The sequence below is a fragment of the Mucilaginibacter rubeus genome, assembly GCF_003286415.2.
Classification (GTDB): Bacteria; Bacteroidota; Bacteroidia; order Sphingobacteriales; family Sphingobacteriaceae; genus Mucilaginibacter; species Mucilaginibacter rubeus_A.
Genome location: NZ_CP043450.1, coordinates 4,693,509 through 4,709,133, shown reverse-complemented (window position 1 = coordinate 4,709,133; position 15,625 = coordinate 4,693,509). Strand labels below are relative to the sequence as shown.

Here is a 15,625-nt window from a genome sequence, read left to right as displayed (position 1 = left end):
TTTGAATTTTATCTGCTTTCGGCTTTAAGCCTTCAGCTTTGGGCTTTTTTCTTTTCGACTTTTTGCCTACGGCTTTTAAGAAAAACCTTTAGCCTTTCGCCTTTTACCTTTCGCCTTTAAACTTTCACCTCAAATCAAGCGCTTATTTTCATGATCCTTCGCCTGATCCGCGATAGCGAAACCGGGGTAATTCCTAAAAAGTTGGCGATATAATGTTGCGGAATTCGGTACAGTGCTTCGCCACCGGTTTCAAGTAGCTGGCTGTAGCGTTCTTCGGGCGATTGTGTGATAAATGAGGTAACACGTTCTTCGTAGCAAATAAGATAATGCTCGGCTATTAACCTGCCAAAACGTTCCATCTTAAAACCGAGCAACTCATTCATGCATGCTTGTTGCAGGTTTTTGTAGCTCAGATTTACGATAACTGAATCTTCAAGTGCCTGAATATAGTTTACAGCAGGAGTACGTGTAAGGAAACTTTTGTATGAGCTCAGCATTTCATCTTCAAAGCTGAAATAACCGGTTATTTCCTCACCATCCTTAACGTGGTAATAACGTACCGATCCCTTTACAACCAGGCCGATTTGATCACAGACCTTACCGGCTTCTACATAAAACTTTTTCTTTTTTAACGGATCTACCGTTAAATACTGCGATAAGGCTTGCCACTCTTCGTCATTGAGCGGAACAAAGCTTTCAAAATATTTCCTGAACTTGTTAAGGGCGGTTAGTGTATCCATATCCTATCGAGCAAGAACAATACGGCAAATACTACGCTGGCAATGCCATTGGTTGTCATAAACGCAAAGTTAACGCGGCTGAGGTCGTTGGGTTTTACAAGCAGGTGCTGGTAAATCAGCATGGCGCAAAAGAACGCGATACCCACGTAGTAAAGGATACCTACATGCGTTTCGATAGCCGGCATCATGATAAAGATAGCCGAAAGCACATGTAAAAAGGTAGAGAGTCTCAACGCATTCACCTTACCCAAGTAAGCGGGGATAGAGTGCAGGTTTTGGCTGCGATCAAAATCTTCGTCCTGAAGGGCATAGATAATATCAAAGCCGCTTACCCAGCACAATACTGATAATGAAAAGAATATCGGGGTAATGGCAAACTGACCGGTAACCACCAGGTAAGCTCCAATAGGGGCAAGTGATAAACCCAAACCTAAAACCAAATGGCACAGCGCCGTAAAACGTTTGGTAGCGCTATAACCCATCACCACAAATAAAGCCACCGGCGACAGGAAGAAGCAAAGCTTATTGATAAACCAGGTTGCTGTAATAAACAACAAGCAGTTAATAATCACAAATGTTAAAGCTGCTTTTGGCGTAATACGCCCTGCCGGGATATCACGTTGTTTGGTGCGCGGGTTTTGAATATCGATATCCCTGTCCAGGTAGCGGTTAAAGGCCATAGCCGAGTTACGCGCAAATACCATACACAGCACCATTAAAACCAGCTTAAGCCAGTCAAAATGATATTGGGTTGTAGTCACCGCCAAAAAGAAGCCGATAAATGCAAACGGCATGGCAAAAATGGTGTGGGCAAAAGTTACTAAGGATAAGTATTTTTTCATGATATGAAATTCCTTTTCTCTCAAAGAGGAGGAGGTATATTATAAGTTGTTCGTGTTAAGTTTCTCTATGTGTTGCTCAATTGTTCTTAAAACATTAGGCATATCTTTTCTTACTTCCATTTCGGTAAACCGAATAATTGTTAAGTTGTATTTTTCAAGTTCCTGTTGTCGTATCATGTCCAGTCTGTAAACTTCTTCATGGTTATGATATTGGCCATCAATTTCAATTATCAAATTTAACTCGAAACAATAGAAATCGACAATATAATTTAGCAATGGCTTTTGGCGATGAAAATCATAGCCGTAACCTTGCTTGTCTTTCAACTCTTCCAAAGCAATATTTCGCCAATTGTGCTATCATTTCTCAATCGCTTGGCTAACTCTTTTAACCGGGGATTATATGGGATAATAGTACGTGGCAATAGTTTAGGATGAGTTGTTTATTGCAATTTTACTTTATATTATTCAAAAGCGCGGCCCAGTGCGATTCCCCTCTTGATAGGGGGGAGGGGGGTGTTTCTCCATGTGTTATACAATCATTGTTGCTAATCGCTTGCATAACACACCCCTGCCATCACGCTATTCCTTCGCGCCCCCTCTCAAGAGGGGAGCTTCTTTTAATTCGTTCAAAAGCTCGGACCTGAGCGATTCCCCTCTTGAGAGGGGTGTAGGGGTGTGTTTCTTCATTTGTTATATGAACGATGTCGCTTGTCGCTTGCATAACACACCCCTGCCATCACGCTATTCTTCGCGCCCCTCTCAAGAGGGGAGCTTCTTTTAATTCGTTCAAAAGCTCGGACCTGAGTGATTCCCCTCTTGAGAGGGGTGTAGGGGTGTGTTTCTTCATTTGTTTTATAAGCGATGTTGCTAATCGCTTGCATAACACACCCCTGCCATCGCGCTATTCTTCGCGCCCCCTCTCAAGAGGGGAACCTAAAAATGTTGGTACCTCAAAATTCTGATTTACTACATCAATAAACTCCAGTATTTCTTCGCGACCGAGTTGCGTTTCTGATGATGTGATGAAAAACTGCGGCGCTTCCTCAAATGTAGCCATCAGGGCTTTCCTGAACTTGGCAATGCTTTGATCGGTTTTAACGCTTGATTGTTTATCAGCCTTGGTAAACACCAGCACAAATGACAGGCCTTTTTCGCCAAGCCAGTTGCAAAATTCAAGATCAATCTTTTGCGGCTCCAGTCTGCTGTCTATCAGCACCATTACACATTGCAGACTCTCGCGTTTATCCAGATAAGTATGAATAAACTTATCCCATTTGGCTTTTTCGGTTTTGGAGGCACGGGCATAACCATAACCGGGTAAATCCACAATGTACCAGCTCTCGTTAATCAAAAAATGATTGATGAGCTGTGTTTTACCGGGAGTTTGCGATGTTTTGGCAAGTCCTTTTTTACCCGTAAGGGTATTGATAAGGGATGATTTGCCCACATTTGAGCGCCCAATGAAAGCATACTCTGCCTTTACGGGGGGCGGTAACTTGCTTACCTGGCTATTGCTGCAAATAAATTCGGCCGATTTTACGATCATTCTGCAAAGGTAGTATTTTTACTCAATGCGTTCACTGTGGTAACATCCATGCATAAATTGCCTCCGCGTATTTATAAGCTTGTTTTACAATAGGAAAACAAAAAGTAATGCAATAATAGTTAAATTTGATGTTTAAACATGTAATATTATGAACGATTATAAAATACCCGCTCAAACACGCATAGGCCATGTTCATTTAAAAGTGAGCGACCTCCAAAAGTCCCTTGATTTTTATTGCGGTTTGCTGGGCTTTGAAAAAATGGTGATGTATGGCGATCAGGCTGCATTTATTTCGGCGGGCGGTTATCACCACCATATAGGCTTAAATACCTGGCACAGCAAAGGCGCTTCACCGGCTCCGGAATATGCACCGGGATTATACCATACAGCTATTTTATATCCTGAAAGAAAAGATCTGGCTATTATACTCAAAAGGTTGATTGATGCCCGCTATCAAATTACGGGCGCATCTGACCATGGGGTGTCTGAAGCTATTTATCTGAACGATCCGGATCAAAATGGTGTTGAATTATATTGGGATAAGCCCAAAGAAGAATGGCCGGTAGACGAAAATGGTAATTTAACGATGTTTACCCGCCGTTTAAATATAGAAAATTTGTTACAACTCGCTAATTAACAGATAAAAACAAACAAAAAAACTCATTGCGAGTTATATTTGCAACGGGGGATCAAAAGATTATTTCTTTCCCGATCATTGGGAGGTGGAACGGCGAAGTAATCCACTGCCGGCGATATTGCATGGTTGCCTGCTGTTAAGGATTGCTTCGTACCTCGCAATGAGTCTTTTTAAAAAACTGTTATACGCAGGCACGAAGCAAAAAGTTATAATGCTTTATAATTCCTTAATTTTAATACTCCGAAAATAGGCTTTGTGGCCATGATCCTGCAAGGCAATCAAACCGGTTTTTGCGGTGCCGTAGTCAGGATAGTCCTTCCATTTGCCTTCGGTTTTTTTCTTTTTCCAATCATCTGTCCAGGCTTCAAAAGCAATGATCTTTTTGCCGTTGAGCCAATGTTCAACATGACCGTTATTGAAAACGATTTTGCTTGTGTTCCAGGTGCCAACAGGCGCTACTTTTTTTGAAGCGTTTGGCAGGTACATGGCGTAATCACAGCCGGTTTTTTGCCAGTCTTCCAGTTTTTCAGGCCAGCCGGCATCATCAATGATCTGGTACTCGGGGCCGGTTTCGTAGCTTGCGTGATATTTAGGATCCTCAACTACATGGTACATCACGCCGCTGTTGCTGCCTTTATCTATTTTCCATTCCCATGAAAGTTCAAAATTAGTATAGGCTTTATCGGTTACTATATCGCCACCGGTATCACCCTGTGCCGCACCAAGACAAACAAGGGCTCCGTCAATAATGGTCCAGTTTTTTACCGGGCCTTTTTTATTAAAGCCATGCCAGCCTTTTAGTGTTTTACCGTCGAAAAGGTTTACCCAACCGCCTTTTGCAGGGGTAGCCTGTTTAGCAGGTTTATGATCCTTAACAGGAATGGCCGACGTTTGTACGCAAACCAAACCCGCGGCAGCCAGTACTAACCCGAGTTTTTTGAGTTGTTGTTTCATAATAAGGTATTTGCTGTGAGCGGTTATTTTTTGATAAGCTGCATTTTTTCAGGATCCCAGAACATAGGGGTATTATTATAATAGCTATCGTTACATAACAAGGCAGGCGCTGCGGCCCGATAGCCAAATATGGCATCTTCGGTTACTTTGCCTTTGTTACGGATGGCAGTGAAAAAATTGTTCATGTGATCGTATGGTCCGCCGAGGTAGCCTTTTTCGGCATCGTAAACAATTTCTTCGGGTGGAAGCATTTTTTTACGTTCGGCGTAGCCGCTTCCAGCCTTTTTGAGCTTATCAAGGTAAAACGGATCGTCAGAAGTTAATACCTTGTTGCGTTTTAAGGTTACTTTATCCCAGGTTATATCCATCGAACCTTCGCTGCCTACCAGTTTGAGATAAGTAGTGCCACTGGTGCCGTCAACAAAGTTGCACCTTAATGAAAGGTTAAAAGCCGGATGAGCCTGTGTTTTCCCATAATCAAAAGTTCCTAAAAGCACATCAGGCACTTCGCGGCCATCGTTCCAGAAACGTAAACCGCCCGAAGCGTAAATTTTATTAGGGCCAACAGAATCGGTTATAAAATGTAGGCTCGAAAAAAGGTGGACAAAAAGATCGCCCGCCATGCCGGTGCCATAGTCGGTATAGTTTCTCCAGCGGAAAAAGCGTTTCTCATCAAAGGGGCGCTTTTTAGTATTGCTGATGTAAGTTTCCCAATCAACAGTTTGTGGCGATGCATCTTCAGGAATGGGATATTGCCAAACCTCAAGGGGTGCTCTTCGCGCCCAAAAACCTTCGGCATAATTTAATTCGCCAATGGCTCCGCTTTTTAACAGTTCGTGCGCTTTTTCATTACCTAATGACGATACGCCCTGGCTACCCACCTGGAAAATCATGCCTGTTTCTTTTTGCGCCTTGATCACTGCCGGGCCTTCGGTAATGGCATGCACCATTGGTTTTTCGCAATACACGTGTTTACCGGCATGCATGGCATCAACAGAAATTTGTTGGTGCCAGTGATCCGGAGTAGCGATGATCACCGCGTCGATATCTTTGCGGTTCAGGATCTCTTTATAAACCCGGGTAGTAAAAATGTCGGCGCCCCAGCGGGTTTTGGCATCTTTCAGTCGGCCGTCATACAAGTCACAAACGGCTACCAGTTTTACGCTTGGCACCTGAAGGGCGGTAATTGTATCCTGCGTGCCCATGCCACCGGCGCCAATGAGGGCGATGTTTACCTGGTCGTTAGGACTGTTGCCTATAAGGCGTTTCTGGATAGAAAAAGTTTTGGCCTGGCTTTGGTTGGCTAAAAGGCCCGATCCGGCAGCTACGGCCGCGGTTGCAGTGGTTAGTTTTTTAATGAAACTACGGCGCGAGGATTCTTGTTCGTCTTTCATAAGGATAAGGAAGCAAATTTTAAATGTGATTTGCCGGCATATGCCGGCAATAATTGGTTTCTAAAAATAATGAATTGACTTAACATTTACATATTCAGGGTAATTTAATGTCGGGGTGAGTTAACTTGTCAGCGCTGTTTCAGTATTCATTTTTCGGCTGTCTTAATATTAAAGCATTCAGTATACAATCATTATCTTTGCCCGCGATGAGCAAAACCATAACACCGTACCATGACCAGCAGGCTACCAAAAAAGAACAGGTAGCGGATATGTTTAATAATATATCAAAAACATATGATTTCCTGAACCATTTCATGTCGCTTGGTATTGATATCATCTGGCGTAAAAAAGCCATCAACGAGTTGAAAAAAGACAAACCAAAACTGATACTGGATGTTGCTACAGGTACAGGCGATTTTGCTTTTGAGGCTTTATCTATCCTGAAACCTGAAAAAATTATTGGTGTTGATATTTCAAGGGGCATGCTTGACATTGCCGAGCAAAAAATAGCTAAGCGCGGTTTAAGCGATAAATTTGTTGTAAAACTGGGCGATTCGGAAAAACTGCCATTTGAAGGGGCGGAGTTTGATGCAGTTACCGTAGCTTATGGAGTCCGTAATTTTGAAAACCTGGAAAAGGGTCTTGCAGATATCAACCGAGTGCTTAAACCGGGGGGCAAAGTAGTGGTGCTCGAGTTTTCTAAACCCAAGGTATTCCCGGTAAAGCAGCTATATAATTTTTATTTCAGCTATATTACACCAGGAATAGGCAAGTTGTTTAGCAAGGATGCAAGGGCTTATAGTTACCTGCCCGAGTCGGTAGCAGCTTTTCCTGATGGACCTTCTTTTGTGGCTTTGATGGATAAAGTAGGCTTTAAGAATACCAAATGCAGGCCTTTAACGTTTGGTATCTGTTCAATATACACCGGTATTAAATGATTATAAACCGTTACCTGCTTGTAGTTGTACTTATTTTTAGCAGCAATTTATTGCTTGCTCAGCGCGTACCTGCATGGGGGGGCGGTGCCGATCAGCAGGATTTGAGCTTTGGCTTTAGCTTTACTTATGTAAGCAGCGATTTCAAAATTGTTAAGCAGCCTTATTTTCGTAGTGCGTTTTTAGATGAGAGCGGTGTGCAGATTAAAGGGCCGCTCAACAGCATCAGCTCAAAAAGTTCATCAGGCTTTGGCGTGGGCTTTTTAACAAGGTACAGGCTTACCGAGCATTTAGAGGTGCGTACCACGCCATCGTTAATTTTTGCCGATAGATACCTGCATTATTCATATGTTGACCCATCGGAAGATGTGGATAAAAAAGTGCAGACCACTTCGGTTGATGTACCCCTGCAAATAAAATTAAAATCTGACAGGTTGGGCGATTTCAGAGGTTACGTAGTTGGTGGATTGAAATATAGTCAGACCATCGGCTCTAAGAAAAACTCAGATGCCAATCTTGATCTTTCCGAAAAACTGGTGAAAAATGTTAGCGGCTACGCCTCGTATGAAGCAGGTGTAGGTTGTGATATCTATTTCGAATTTTTTAAACTCTCGCCTGAGATCAAGATTTCTAATTCGATAGGTAATGTGCTGATCAGCGAAAATAACCCGTATTCCGCGCCTCTTAGCAGATTGGGTTTACACACCATTATGTTCAGTCTGATTTTTGAGTAGGAGAGAAGCATAAATTATAATTAAAAATGCCTGTCATTCTGAGCGGTAGCAAAGAATATTCTTCAATATTCAGAATCACTATGCCAGGCGAGAAGATCCGTCGTTCCTCAGGATGACAATTCGTTTATGATATCTTTTCAGATTTTGATAGGGGAAGAATGTTTTAACTTACATTCAAAAACAACCTTACTCCCAACCGACAATATTTCAAACTAAAAAACATAATTTCGCTGTTTAGAGTTATCAACCCTATGAGTAAGATTGCCTTAATTACAGGAGCTACCGCCGGCATTGGCGAAGCATGTGCACACGTTTTTGCCCGCGAGGGATATAACCTGGTATTAACCGGCCGGCGGTTGGAGCGGCTGGAGAAGCTGGCCAAACACCTGAATGATAAATATAATGTAGAAGTAGCGATTTCATCATTTGATGTTCGTAATCGCGAGGATACCATCAGTAACCTGGAGGCCTTGCCCGAAAAATGGAAAAAAGTAACCGTATTGGTTAACAATGCAGGCTTGAGCCAGGGACTTGATCCCATTCAAAAAGGTAATATCGACGATTGGGAAACCATGATTGATACCAATATTAAAGGCTTGCTGTACGTAAGCCGCGTGGTATCAAACTGGATGATAGCAAATGGAAAAGGTCATATTATAAACCTGGGGTCAATTGCCGGTAAGGAAGTTTACGCCAACGGAAACGTATATTGCGCTACCAAGCATGCTGTTGACGCCCTAAATAAAGGCATGCGGATTGACCTTTTACCACACGGTATTAAGGTTACGGCGATACATCCGGGTGCGGTTGAAACCGAGTTTTCAGAAGTACGCTTTAAAGGCGATAAGGAACGTGCAAAAAAGGTATATGAAGGTTTTGAACCGCTTGCAGCCGTAGATGTGGCCGAAACGATATGGTTCATTGCATCGCGCCCGGCGCATGTTAACATCAATGATATGTTGATTATGCCAACAGCACAGGCAAATGCAGGAACTATATTCAGGGGGTAAATTCGTAGATGTTCAGATTTCAGATGTGCAGATTTTTATTTGATAATTTGCTAATTTGAAGATTTGAAAATGCAGACTATAATAACCTGCACATCTGAAATCTGCACACTTGAAGTTGCACATCAAAAACAACTCACTAATTAAAGATATGTCATTAATTACACAAATAGACCAGGACATTAAACTGGCTATGCTTGCTAAGCAGGCAGATCGTTTACAGGGCTTACGCGCCATTAAATCGGCATTGTTATTGGCTAAAACCGAAAAAGGTGCTGCTGATGAACTTACCGAAGACGCGGAGATCAAAGTATTACAAAAGCTGGTAAAACAGCGTAAAGAGTCGGCAGATATTTATAAAGAACAAAACCGCGAAGACCTTTACCAGGTTGAGATAGCCGAAATGCTGGTTATTGAAGAGTACCTTCCGCAACAAATGAGCAAGTTTGAAATTGAAGGTTATCTTGAAGAACTCATTGGCAGGATAGGCGCTACATCGGTAAAAGATATGGGCCGCGTAATGGGTATGGCCAGTAAAGAACTTGCGGGCAAAGCCGATGGTAAAACAATATCAGAGGTGGTTAAACAGTTGCTGGGCTAAGCTATCAGCATTTAATTATTACTGAGCTTTTTAAATGTTTATGTTGTTTTAATGTTAACTTGTTTAATAAAAGCTTAACATTACTACATTGATAAATAATTACTATACTTGCTAAATGCCGTTAGTAATAAACTAATTTTACAGCGGAATAACGGGAATTTATACTGAAAGTGATTTTGGTATAGGATAATTTAGAAAATTAATTTTTGATATTTATATGGAGTTCGTGCTTAAAGAGGAACACGGTTTTAGTTACATCGATGAGGGCGAAGGAGAAGTGCTGTTACTACTGCATGGTTTAATGGGGGCGCTGAGCAATTGGGATGGCGTTATCAATGAATTTAAATCAAGATACAGGGTTATCATTCCCATATTGCCGGTTTACGACATGCCGCTGATCAGCACCGGGGTAAAAAGTTTATCGAAATTTGTACATAAGTTTATAAAATTTAAAAAGCTTAGTAATATTACTTTGCTGGGTAATTCGCTTGGCGGACATGTGGCACTGGTTTATTTAACTACACATCCCGAAAATATAAAAGCATTGGTTTTAACCGGAAGTTCGGGCCTATACGAAAACGCCTTTGGTGGTTCATTTCCGCGTAGGGAGAGCATTGATTTTGTGCGCGAAAAAGTGCAGTTCACTTTCTACGATCCGGCTATAGCTACTGATGATCTGGTGCAGGATGTTTTCCAGACCATTAACGACAGGCATAAAGTGATCCGCTTGCTGGCGATGGCAAAATCGGCCATCAGGCACAATATGAAAAAAGATCTGCATAAGATCACTATCCCGGTATCTTTGATCTGGGGCCGTAACGATAAAATCACGCCGCCAGAGGTAGCTGTTGAATTTAACGAACTGCTTCCGGATTCAGAGCTGCATTGGATTGATAAATGCGGTCATGCCCCAATGATGGAGCATCCTGAAGAATTTAATGTTTTACTTAAACAGTTTTTAACTAAATTAGAGACCAAAGTAAATGCGTAGATGATAGCACTTGACCTGATAGCTGACTCGATACCACCGGTACACACCTCTGATACCATTCAGAAAGTGCTGGACCGTATGGTTGAGTTTCGCCTCAGGCATTTGCCTATTGTAAATGAAGAGCAGTTTTTAGGCTTGCTTGCCGAGGATGACCTTATAGGCGAAAGCGATTACCAGGCACCAATAGGATCATTGGCACTTTCGCTGGTGAATCCGTACGTACTGGAAGATCAGCACATCTATGATGTTATCCGCTTGTTTTATGAACAGCAGCTTACTGTAGTACCGGTACTTGATGCCAAAAGCAATTACCTTGGCCTGATATCTATAAACGCTATTACAGAATATTTTGCACAGATAACCTCGGTAGCACAGCCGGGAGGGATCATTGTGCTCGAGATTAATAATAAAAATAATTCGCTGGCGCACATGGCTCAGATAGTTGAGTCAGATAATGCGCAGATCCTGAGCTCCTACGTTCAGGCTTTTCCGGATTCAACCCGAATGGAGGTTACGCTTAAAATCAATAAGCAGGATATTTCAGGCATTGTAGCCAGTTTCCTGAGGTATGAATATGATATCAAAGCTACCTTCAATCATAAAGATATCAACGATACCGCCCGCGACAGATATGATTCGCTCATGAATTACCTTAATTTGTAGACTTAAGCTTAAGTCTTAAGTCATGAGTCGCGCGTACATGTCTTTTTACGCAATTTAAACTATTGCCTTTTTTACTCAGATTTCAACTTAGAACTTAAGACTCCCAACTTAGGGCTTCAGACTAAATTATAAGCTTGTGCAAACCGCACGGCATCATAATGATTTTTTAACCGCAGTTTGTTCTTGATATTTTTACGATGAGTTTCGGCGGTGGCCGGGGCAATGAATAGTTTGGCGCCTATCTCTGCCGAGCTCATGCCCATGGCAATGTATTTTAGTACTTCTTTCTCGCGCCGGGTAAGGGTTAAAAACAGTAGGTTGTTTTGCCTTAAAAAAGAAATATCGTCCATCAGGCGGTTCACTTTGGTAGTAATGTGATGAACGGGATCCAGCATACTGGCTAAAGTTAAGATATGGGTGGCATCACCGGCTTCATTTCGGGCAAAAACGTTAGTAGTACTAACAAAAAGCTGCCATTCTGCATGTTGTGAGGCGCGGGCCTGCTGAAAATAAGATATATGTTCCTGGGTGCGGCTTTTTATAAGATGTAATATTTTAGGCACATATTCGTCGCTATCTTCAGTGTTGAAATATTTTATGTGATAGGTTTCCGGCCCCATGGCCTTTAGCTCGTCAAGCGTTGTACCCAATATATTAAGGCCTACACTGTTCATATATACTATTTGCAATGTTTCAACCTCATGTATTATCAGGGCGGAGGGAAGCTCATCTGCAATTGACTGTATATTGGATAATTTTTGGGTAAAGGTTTGATCCATCTATAAATAACCGTTGTTTAATCTCTGTAAGATAGGCCAAAATAGTTAAACTTAATTATTTTACTTTGAAGTTATTTATCTGTTAAAGCAATTAAAAAGGCCTTATTCGGAAATATAAGCAAACAATAGCATGGGGTTTGTCCTTATAGTGGTATAGATTATATAACAGGCAAATCAGGAGGTAATTGGAGCGAAAGGGTTGTGCCGGTATTAATTATTTATGCCTTGCTGCATTAATGTACTTTCAAAGTTCGATATTCGCTTTTTTAAAAAATGAAAATAGCAGTTTACGGCAGGCCCTTTAATGAGCCATCTGTTTTACCTTTTATACAGCAGGTTTTTGATAGCCTTGCACAGCACGGTGTTGATATTTATGTACACCAGCAACTTCACGAATATTTGCAGGATAAGCTAACCACGGTACAATATAAAGTACTGCGCCCGGCCGAAACTTTAAAAGGCTTTATTGATATTTTTATTACGCTTGGCGGTGACGGAACCCTGCTTGATACGGTTACCTTGATCCGCGATTCAGGGATTCCCGTTATAGGTATCAACTTTGGGCGTCTTGGTTTTTTGGCCAGTGTTAACAAAAGTGATATTACCGCAGCAATTCATGCTGTAGTGAACAGGCAATTTACCTGCGACTGCCGGGAGCTACTCACTGTCGACTCCAATCCTAACGTTTTTGGCAGTAATAATTTCGCCCTTAATGATATAACTATTCATAAGCGCGATGATGCCGCCATGATCATAACCCACGTGTTTTTAAATGATGAGTTTTTAAATTCGTACTGGGGCGACGGGCTTATTATTTCTACATCAACCGGCTCAACAGCTTATTCTTTAAGTTGCGGTGGGCCTATTATTTTCCCGCAGTCAAACAGTATTGTGGTAACCCCGGTATCACCGCATAACCTTAACGTGCGGCCTATAGTGATCCCGGATACCAGCAAGCTTTGCTTCGAGGTTGAAAGCCGGAGTGCCAATTATATTATTTCATGCGATTCGCGGACAGAAGTTTTAGATCAAACAGTTAAATTTCATGTACAAAAAGCCAGTTTTCAGTTAAATTTAATACGGCTTAGTAATGAAAGTTATTTAACTACGTTAAGAAATAAATTGCTTTGGGGCCTTGACGCCCGTAACTACTAAATTTGATTAATGCCTAAATATTTACTTTTAGCTATATTCTTGTTTTTTACTTGTCAGCTGCAGGCCCAAACCTGGGAAATAGGCGGCTCGATAGGTGGCGCGGGTTATATTGGGGATCTTAACCCCAATAACCCTGTTAAAATAAGCGGTGTATCAGCAGGCATATTTGGTAAAAGAAATTTCGACGGCTATTTTTCGGCTAAGCTTAATATTGGCGTTGGCACCATCGCTGCTTATGACAATCGCTCCGGCTATGCTCAGTTTCGCGAACGCAACCTCAATTTTAAAGATCAGCTACGGGAGGTTAGCCTTACAGGCGAATTTAACTTCATGAATTATATTCCTGATGCAGGACGAAATAAATATACACCCTATATATTTACAGGTATAGGCGTAGCATCTTATGCCCCCAGGGCGCAGGGTTATCATGGTCGGGAAGTTGGCTTAAGGCAGCTTAAAACAGAGGGGCAGCTAAAACCATATGGCAACAATACCGTTGTGATTCCTTACGGTTTAGGTATTAAGTACAACCTTTCAGGTAAATTTACGATCATGGCCGATATGGGATATCGCTATGCCTTTACCGATTATCTTGACGATGTAAGTGGGGTATACGCCGATAAAACCAAAATGAGTGCGCTTGCTGCTGTACTTTCTGACCGCTCGGGTGAAAAGACCGGCGTTTATACCGGCACTGTTGGCTCCCAACGCGGCGATTTTAAATCGCATGATACTTACTTTTTTCTCAATTTTACCATTTCATTTACTTTCGTAACCGCCAATTGTTACTTCTAATAGGCTAAGTCTCTCGGTTACAGCATAAACCCGTCTTGGAATTATTGTGCCTTTTTTAATAATAAAACAATATTTAATTCGTTTTTTAATTAAAATACAATATTTAATTCTGTTTATGTGTTGTGTTTTGTAGTTTAGTATTGTGATTAATTATTAACCTTAAATCTTAAAGTCATGGCCGAATTAAATTCATCTCCCCAAAATGGTGGCGGAAAACACAAATGCAAAAAAATGAACGCCCGTGTTGATCTTACTGCAATGGTCGATCTGGCATTCCTGCTCATTACCTTTTTTATTATGACAACCACCCTGGCCAAATCAAAGGCGATGGACCTGGCTATGCCGGTAGGGGAGCAAAGTGAACCGGTGGGGGCCAGTCGTACCTTAACCGTATGCCTGGGTAAGAATAATAAGGCAATGTACTTTTTAGGCGAACTCAAAAATCCGATTATCGCGCCTTCTATAACAGATTTTAAAGCCGATGGTATTCGCAAAGCCCTTATCGATGTAAATAAAAAGGTACGTGATAAAACAGGAAAATCCATGATTGTGTTGGTAAAGCCCGGCGATAAATCGCAATACAGTAATTTGGTGAGTACACTTGATGAGCTGGCTATTACCGGCATCCAGCAATATGCCATAGTTGATATTAAACCCGAAGACGTTGACGCGCTTAAACAAAAAGGAATATAATAGTGTAACGCTATTGTAAGCAAATTTACAGGTAGCTTTTCATGGCCGGCGGCTTTCATTATCAAACAGATAGTGGCCGCCGGTTTTTTATTTTATTCTAAATATTACGAAAAATGATGGTTTTTATAGCTGTTTAGCTTGTTTTAATGTATTATTCGCAATAACATTTTCTTTTAGTGCGGGATACTAAAAAAATACAAAGTAAGTTTTACCTTTGTACCCTGAAAAATCCGTCAATTTGCGTGGTAAAAATGGCAGATGCGGGTTAATTTTAATTGATTAGTCTAACAACCGAATATAGCAGACCATAAGTATTGATGGAAAATTTTACACAAGTGTGTTTGTACGGGGTGGTTTTTGATAATGAGTAATATGGATTATTTGGATCAGATTGATTTGTCGAAACTACCACAGCACGTGGCTATCATTATGGATGGCAACGGGCGCTGGGCAAAAGGCAAAGGCAAATTAAGAATATTTGGCCATCACAACGGTGTAACGTCTGTTAGGGATGTTGTTGAGGGTGCCGATAAGTTAGGTATTAAATATATCACCTTATATACATTTTCGTCCGAAAACTGGAATCGTCCTAAACTGGAGGTTATGGCGATCATGGAGCTGATGGTAACTACCATTCATAAAGAAGTTCCCGGCTTTATGAAAAATAACATCAGGCTTAACGCCATTGGCGATTTGGATATGCTGCCCGAAAAATGTCTCCGCGAACTTAATAGTGCTATCGATACAACTTCCGGCAATACCGGCGTGGTGCTTACGCTGGCTTTGAGTTACAGCTCGCGCCGTGAAATTGTGAGTGCGGCAAAAAATATCGCCATAAAAGTAAAAAATGGCGAACTTGATGTGAACGATATTAATGAGGAGGTTTTTGAGCAAAACCTTTTTACCGGCGATATGCCGAACCCCGAACTGCTGATCAGAACCAGTGGTGAATACCGTATTAGTAATTATTTATTATGGCAGATTGCCTACGCCGAGTTGTATTTTACAACTAAATTATGGCCCGATTTCAGGAAGGAGGACCTGTATGAAGCAGTGATTGATTTCCAGAAACGCGAGCGCCGTTTTGGCCTAACAAGCGAGCAGGTGAACTAAATTTTTACTTTTAACAAATTTTAACAACTGTATAAATTATTTTTAG

18 protein-coding genes are annotated in these 15,625 nt (G+C 41.5%); 11 read left to right on the top strand and 7 right to left on the bottom strand.

Annotated features, from left to right (window positions below; translation table 11 throughout):
- Window positions 1-134: 134 nt before the first annotated feature.
- From DEO27_RS18500 to yihA, 4 genes are all read right to left on the bottom strand, one after another.
- Window positions 135-740: a Crp/Fnr family transcriptional regulator gene (locus DEO27_RS18500; protein ID WP_112567060.1), complete on the bottom strand. Its 606-nt coding sequence runs from the start codon at window positions 738-740 to the stop codon at window positions 135-137.
- Window positions 728-1,582, bottom strand: coding sequence for a UbiA-like polyprenyltransferase (locus DEO27_RS18495; protein WP_112567063.1), 855 nt, complete (start codon window positions 1,580-1,582; stop codon window positions 728-730). The genes DEO27_RS18500 and DEO27_RS18495 overlap by 13 nt, the downstream gene beginning before the upstream one ends.
- A 39-nt stretch (window positions 1,583-1,621) precedes the next feature.
- On the bottom strand, window positions 1,622-1,915 hold the full coding sequence (locus DEO27_RS18490; RefSeq protein ID WP_223817989.1) for an endonuclease domain-containing protein: 294 nt from the start codon (window positions 1,913-1,915) through the stop codon (window positions 1,622-1,624).
- 568 nt (window positions 1,916-2,483) lie between these two features.
- Window positions 2,484-3,128 carry a ribosome biogenesis GTP-binding protein YihA/YsxC gene (yihA, locus tag DEO27_RS18485; protein WP_112567066.1) on the bottom strand — a complete coding sequence of 215 codons (645 nt, stop codon included), beginning with the start codon at window positions 3,126-3,128 and terminating at the stop codon, window positions 2,484-2,486.
- 148 nt (window positions 3,129-3,276) lie between these two features.
- Here yihA and DEO27_RS18480 point away from each other — a divergent pair, with 148 nt between their 5' ends.
- Window positions 3,277-3,765 (top strand): VOC family protein, encoded by a 489-nt coding sequence (locus DEO27_RS18480; RefSeq protein WP_112567069.1) that lies wholly within the window; start codon window positions 3,277-3,279, stop codon window positions 3,763-3,765.
- A gap of 216 nt (window positions 3,766-3,981) precedes the next feature.
- On the opposite strand, the gene DEO27_RS18475 is transcribed toward DEO27_RS18480, so the two are convergent.
- Together DEO27_RS18475 and DEO27_RS18470 are read right to left on the bottom strand one after the other, a co-directional pair.
- Complete coding sequence (locus DEO27_RS18475; RefSeq protein ID WP_112567072.1) at window positions 3,982-4,719, bottom strand: DUF1080 domain-containing protein; 738 nt, start codon at window positions 4,717-4,719, stop codon at window positions 3,982-3,984.
- 23 nt (window positions 4,720-4,742) lie between these two features.
- Window positions 4,743-6,113: a Gfo/Idh/MocA family protein gene (locus DEO27_RS18470; protein ID WP_112567075.1), complete on the bottom strand. Its 1,371-nt coding sequence runs from the start codon at window positions 6,111-6,113 to the stop codon at window positions 4,743-4,745.
- 206 nt (window positions 6,114-6,319) lie between these two features.
- Here DEO27_RS18470 and ubiE point away from each other — a divergent pair, with 206 nt between their 5' ends.
- The 6 genes from ubiE (at window position 6,320) to DEO27_RS18440 (ending at window position 11,044) form a co-directional block, all read left to right on the top strand.
- A complete protein-coding gene (ubiE, locus tag DEO27_RS18465; protein ID WP_112567078.1) occupies window positions 6,320-7,051 on the top strand; it encodes a bifunctional demethylmenaquinone methyltransferase/2-methoxy-6-polyprenyl-1,4-benzoquinol methylase UbiE in 732 nt (243 codons plus the stop codon).
- A complete protein-coding gene (locus DEO27_RS18460; protein WP_112567081.1) occupies window positions 7,048-7,782 on the top strand; it encodes an outer membrane beta-barrel protein in 735 nt (244 codons plus the stop codon). The genes ubiE and DEO27_RS18460 overlap by 4 nt, the downstream gene beginning before the upstream one ends.
- Before the next feature lie 251 nt (window positions 7,783-8,033).
- Entirely contained in the window at window positions 8,034-8,792 is a 759-nt protein-coding gene (locus DEO27_RS18455) for an SDR family oxidoreductase (RefSeq protein ID WP_112567084.1), read from the top strand.
- A 148-nt stretch (window positions 8,793-8,940) separates the two neighbouring features.
- Entirely contained in the window at window positions 8,941-9,390 is a 450-nt protein-coding gene (locus tag DEO27_RS18450) for a GatB/YqeY domain-containing protein (RefSeq protein ID WP_091221950.1), read from the top strand.
- A 217-nt stretch (window positions 9,391-9,607) separates the two neighbouring features.
- Complete coding sequence (locus DEO27_RS18445) at window positions 9,608-10,381, top strand: alpha/beta fold hydrolase (protein ID WP_112567087.1); 774 nt, start codon at window positions 9,608-9,610, stop codon at window positions 10,379-10,381.
- A complete protein-coding gene (locus DEO27_RS18440; RefSeq protein ID WP_112567090.1) occupies window positions 10,382-11,044 on the top strand; it encodes a CBS domain-containing protein in 663 nt (220 codons plus the stop codon).
- 116 nt (window positions 11,045-11,160) lie between these two features.
- Here DEO27_RS18440 and DEO27_RS18435 read toward each other — a convergent pair whose 3' ends face one another.
- A complete protein-coding gene (locus DEO27_RS18435; RefSeq protein WP_112567093.1) occupies window positions 11,161-11,823 on the bottom strand; it encodes a response regulator transcription factor in 663 nt (220 codons plus the stop codon).
- A gap of 273 nt (window positions 11,824-12,096) precedes the next feature.
- On the opposite strand from DEO27_RS18435, the gene DEO27_RS18430 reads away from it, so the two are divergent.
- The 4 genes from DEO27_RS18430 to DEO27_RS18415 all read left to right on the top strand — a co-directional run bounded on the left by DEO27_RS18430 (window position 12,097) and on the right by DEO27_RS18415 (window position 15,579).
- The gene (locus DEO27_RS18430; RefSeq protein WP_112567096.1) at window positions 12,097-12,978 is read left to right on the top strand and encodes an NAD kinase; all 882 of its coding nucleotides are present in this window, start codon (window positions 12,097-12,099) and stop codon (window positions 12,976-12,978) included.
- Between the two features lie 9 nt (window positions 12,979-12,987).
- Window positions 12,988-13,773, top strand: a complete 786-nt coding sequence (locus tag DEO27_RS18425) for a DUF6089 family protein (protein WP_112567099.1) — start codon at window positions 12,988-12,990, stop codon at window positions 13,771-13,773.
- 174 nt (window positions 13,774-13,947) lie between these two features.
- Window positions 13,948-14,466, top strand: a complete 519-nt coding sequence (locus DEO27_RS18420) for an ExbD/TolR family protein (RefSeq protein WP_112567102.1) — start codon at window positions 13,948-13,950, stop codon at window positions 14,464-14,466.
- A 372-nt stretch (window positions 14,467-14,838) separates the two neighbouring features.
- A complete protein-coding gene (locus DEO27_RS18415; RefSeq protein WP_112568101.1) occupies window positions 14,839-15,579 on the top strand; it encodes an isoprenyl transferase in 741 nt (246 codons plus the stop codon).
- The last annotated feature ends 46 nt before the right edge of the window (window positions 15,580-15,625 follow it).

Excerpts from the sequence above, each read along its gene's own strand:
- DEO27_RS18455 (WP_112567084.1), top strand. The coding sequence starts at position 8,034 with ATGAGTAAGATTGCCTTAATTACAGGAGCTACCGCCGGCATTGGCGAA.
- DEO27_RS18475 (WP_112567072.1), bottom strand. The coding sequence starts at position 4,719 with ATGAAACAACAACTCAAAAAACTCGGGTTAGTACTGGCTGCCGCGGGT.
- ubiE (WP_112567078.1), top strand. The coding sequence starts at position 6,320 with ATGAGCAAAACCATAACACCGTACCATGACCAGCAGGCTACCAAAAAA.
- DEO27_RS18470 (WP_112567075.1), bottom strand. The coding sequence starts at position 6,113 with ATGAAAGACGAACAAGAATCCTCGCGCCGTAGTTTCATTAAAAAACTA.
- DEO27_RS18500 (WP_112567060.1), bottom strand. The coding sequence starts at position 740 with ATGGATACACTAACCGCCCTTAACAAGTTCAGGAAATATTTTGAAAGC.
- DEO27_RS18425 (WP_112567099.1), top strand. The coding sequence starts at position 12,988 with ATGCCTAAATATTTACTTTTAGCTATATTCTTGTTTTTTACTTGTCAG.
- DEO27_RS18435 (WP_112567093.1), bottom strand. The coding sequence starts at position 11,823 with ATGGATCAAACCTTTACCCAAAAATTATCCAATATACAGTCAATTGCA.
- DEO27_RS18480 (WP_112567069.1), top strand. The coding sequence starts at position 3,277 with ATGAACGATTATAAAATACCCGCTCAAACACGCATAGGCCATGTTCAT.
- DEO27_RS18415 (WP_112568101.1), top strand. The coding sequence starts at position 14,839 with ATGGATTATTTGGATCAGATTGATTTGTCGAAACTACCACAGCACGTG.
- DEO27_RS18430 (WP_112567096.1), top strand. The coding sequence starts at position 12,097 with ATGAAAATAGCAGTTTACGGCAGGCCCTTTAATGAGCCATCTGTTTTA.
- DEO27_RS18495 (WP_112567063.1), bottom strand. The coding sequence starts at position 1,582 with ATGAAAAAATACTTATCCTTAGTAACTTTTGCCCACACCATTTTTGCC.
- DEO27_RS18445 (WP_112567087.1), top strand. The coding sequence starts at position 9,608 with ATGGAGTTCGTGCTTAAAGAGGAACACGGTTTTAGTTACATCGATGAG.
- DEO27_RS18440 (WP_112567090.1), top strand. The coding sequence starts at position 10,382 with ATGATAGCACTTGACCTGATAGCTGACTCGATACCACCGGTACACACC.
- yihA (WP_112567066.1), bottom strand. The coding sequence starts at position 3,128 with ATGATCGTAAAATCGGCCGAATTTATTTGCAGCAATAGCCAGGTAAGC.
- DEO27_RS18460 (WP_112567081.1), top strand. The coding sequence starts at position 7,048 with ATGATTATAAACCGTTACCTGCTTGTAGTTGTACTTATTTTTAGCAGC.
- DEO27_RS18450 (WP_091221950.1), top strand. The coding sequence starts at position 8,941 with ATGTCATTAATTACACAAATAGACCAGGACATTAAACTGGCTATGCTT.
- DEO27_RS18420 (WP_112567102.1), top strand. The coding sequence starts at position 13,948 with ATGGCCGAATTAAATTCATCTCCCCAAAATGGTGGCGGAAAACACAAA.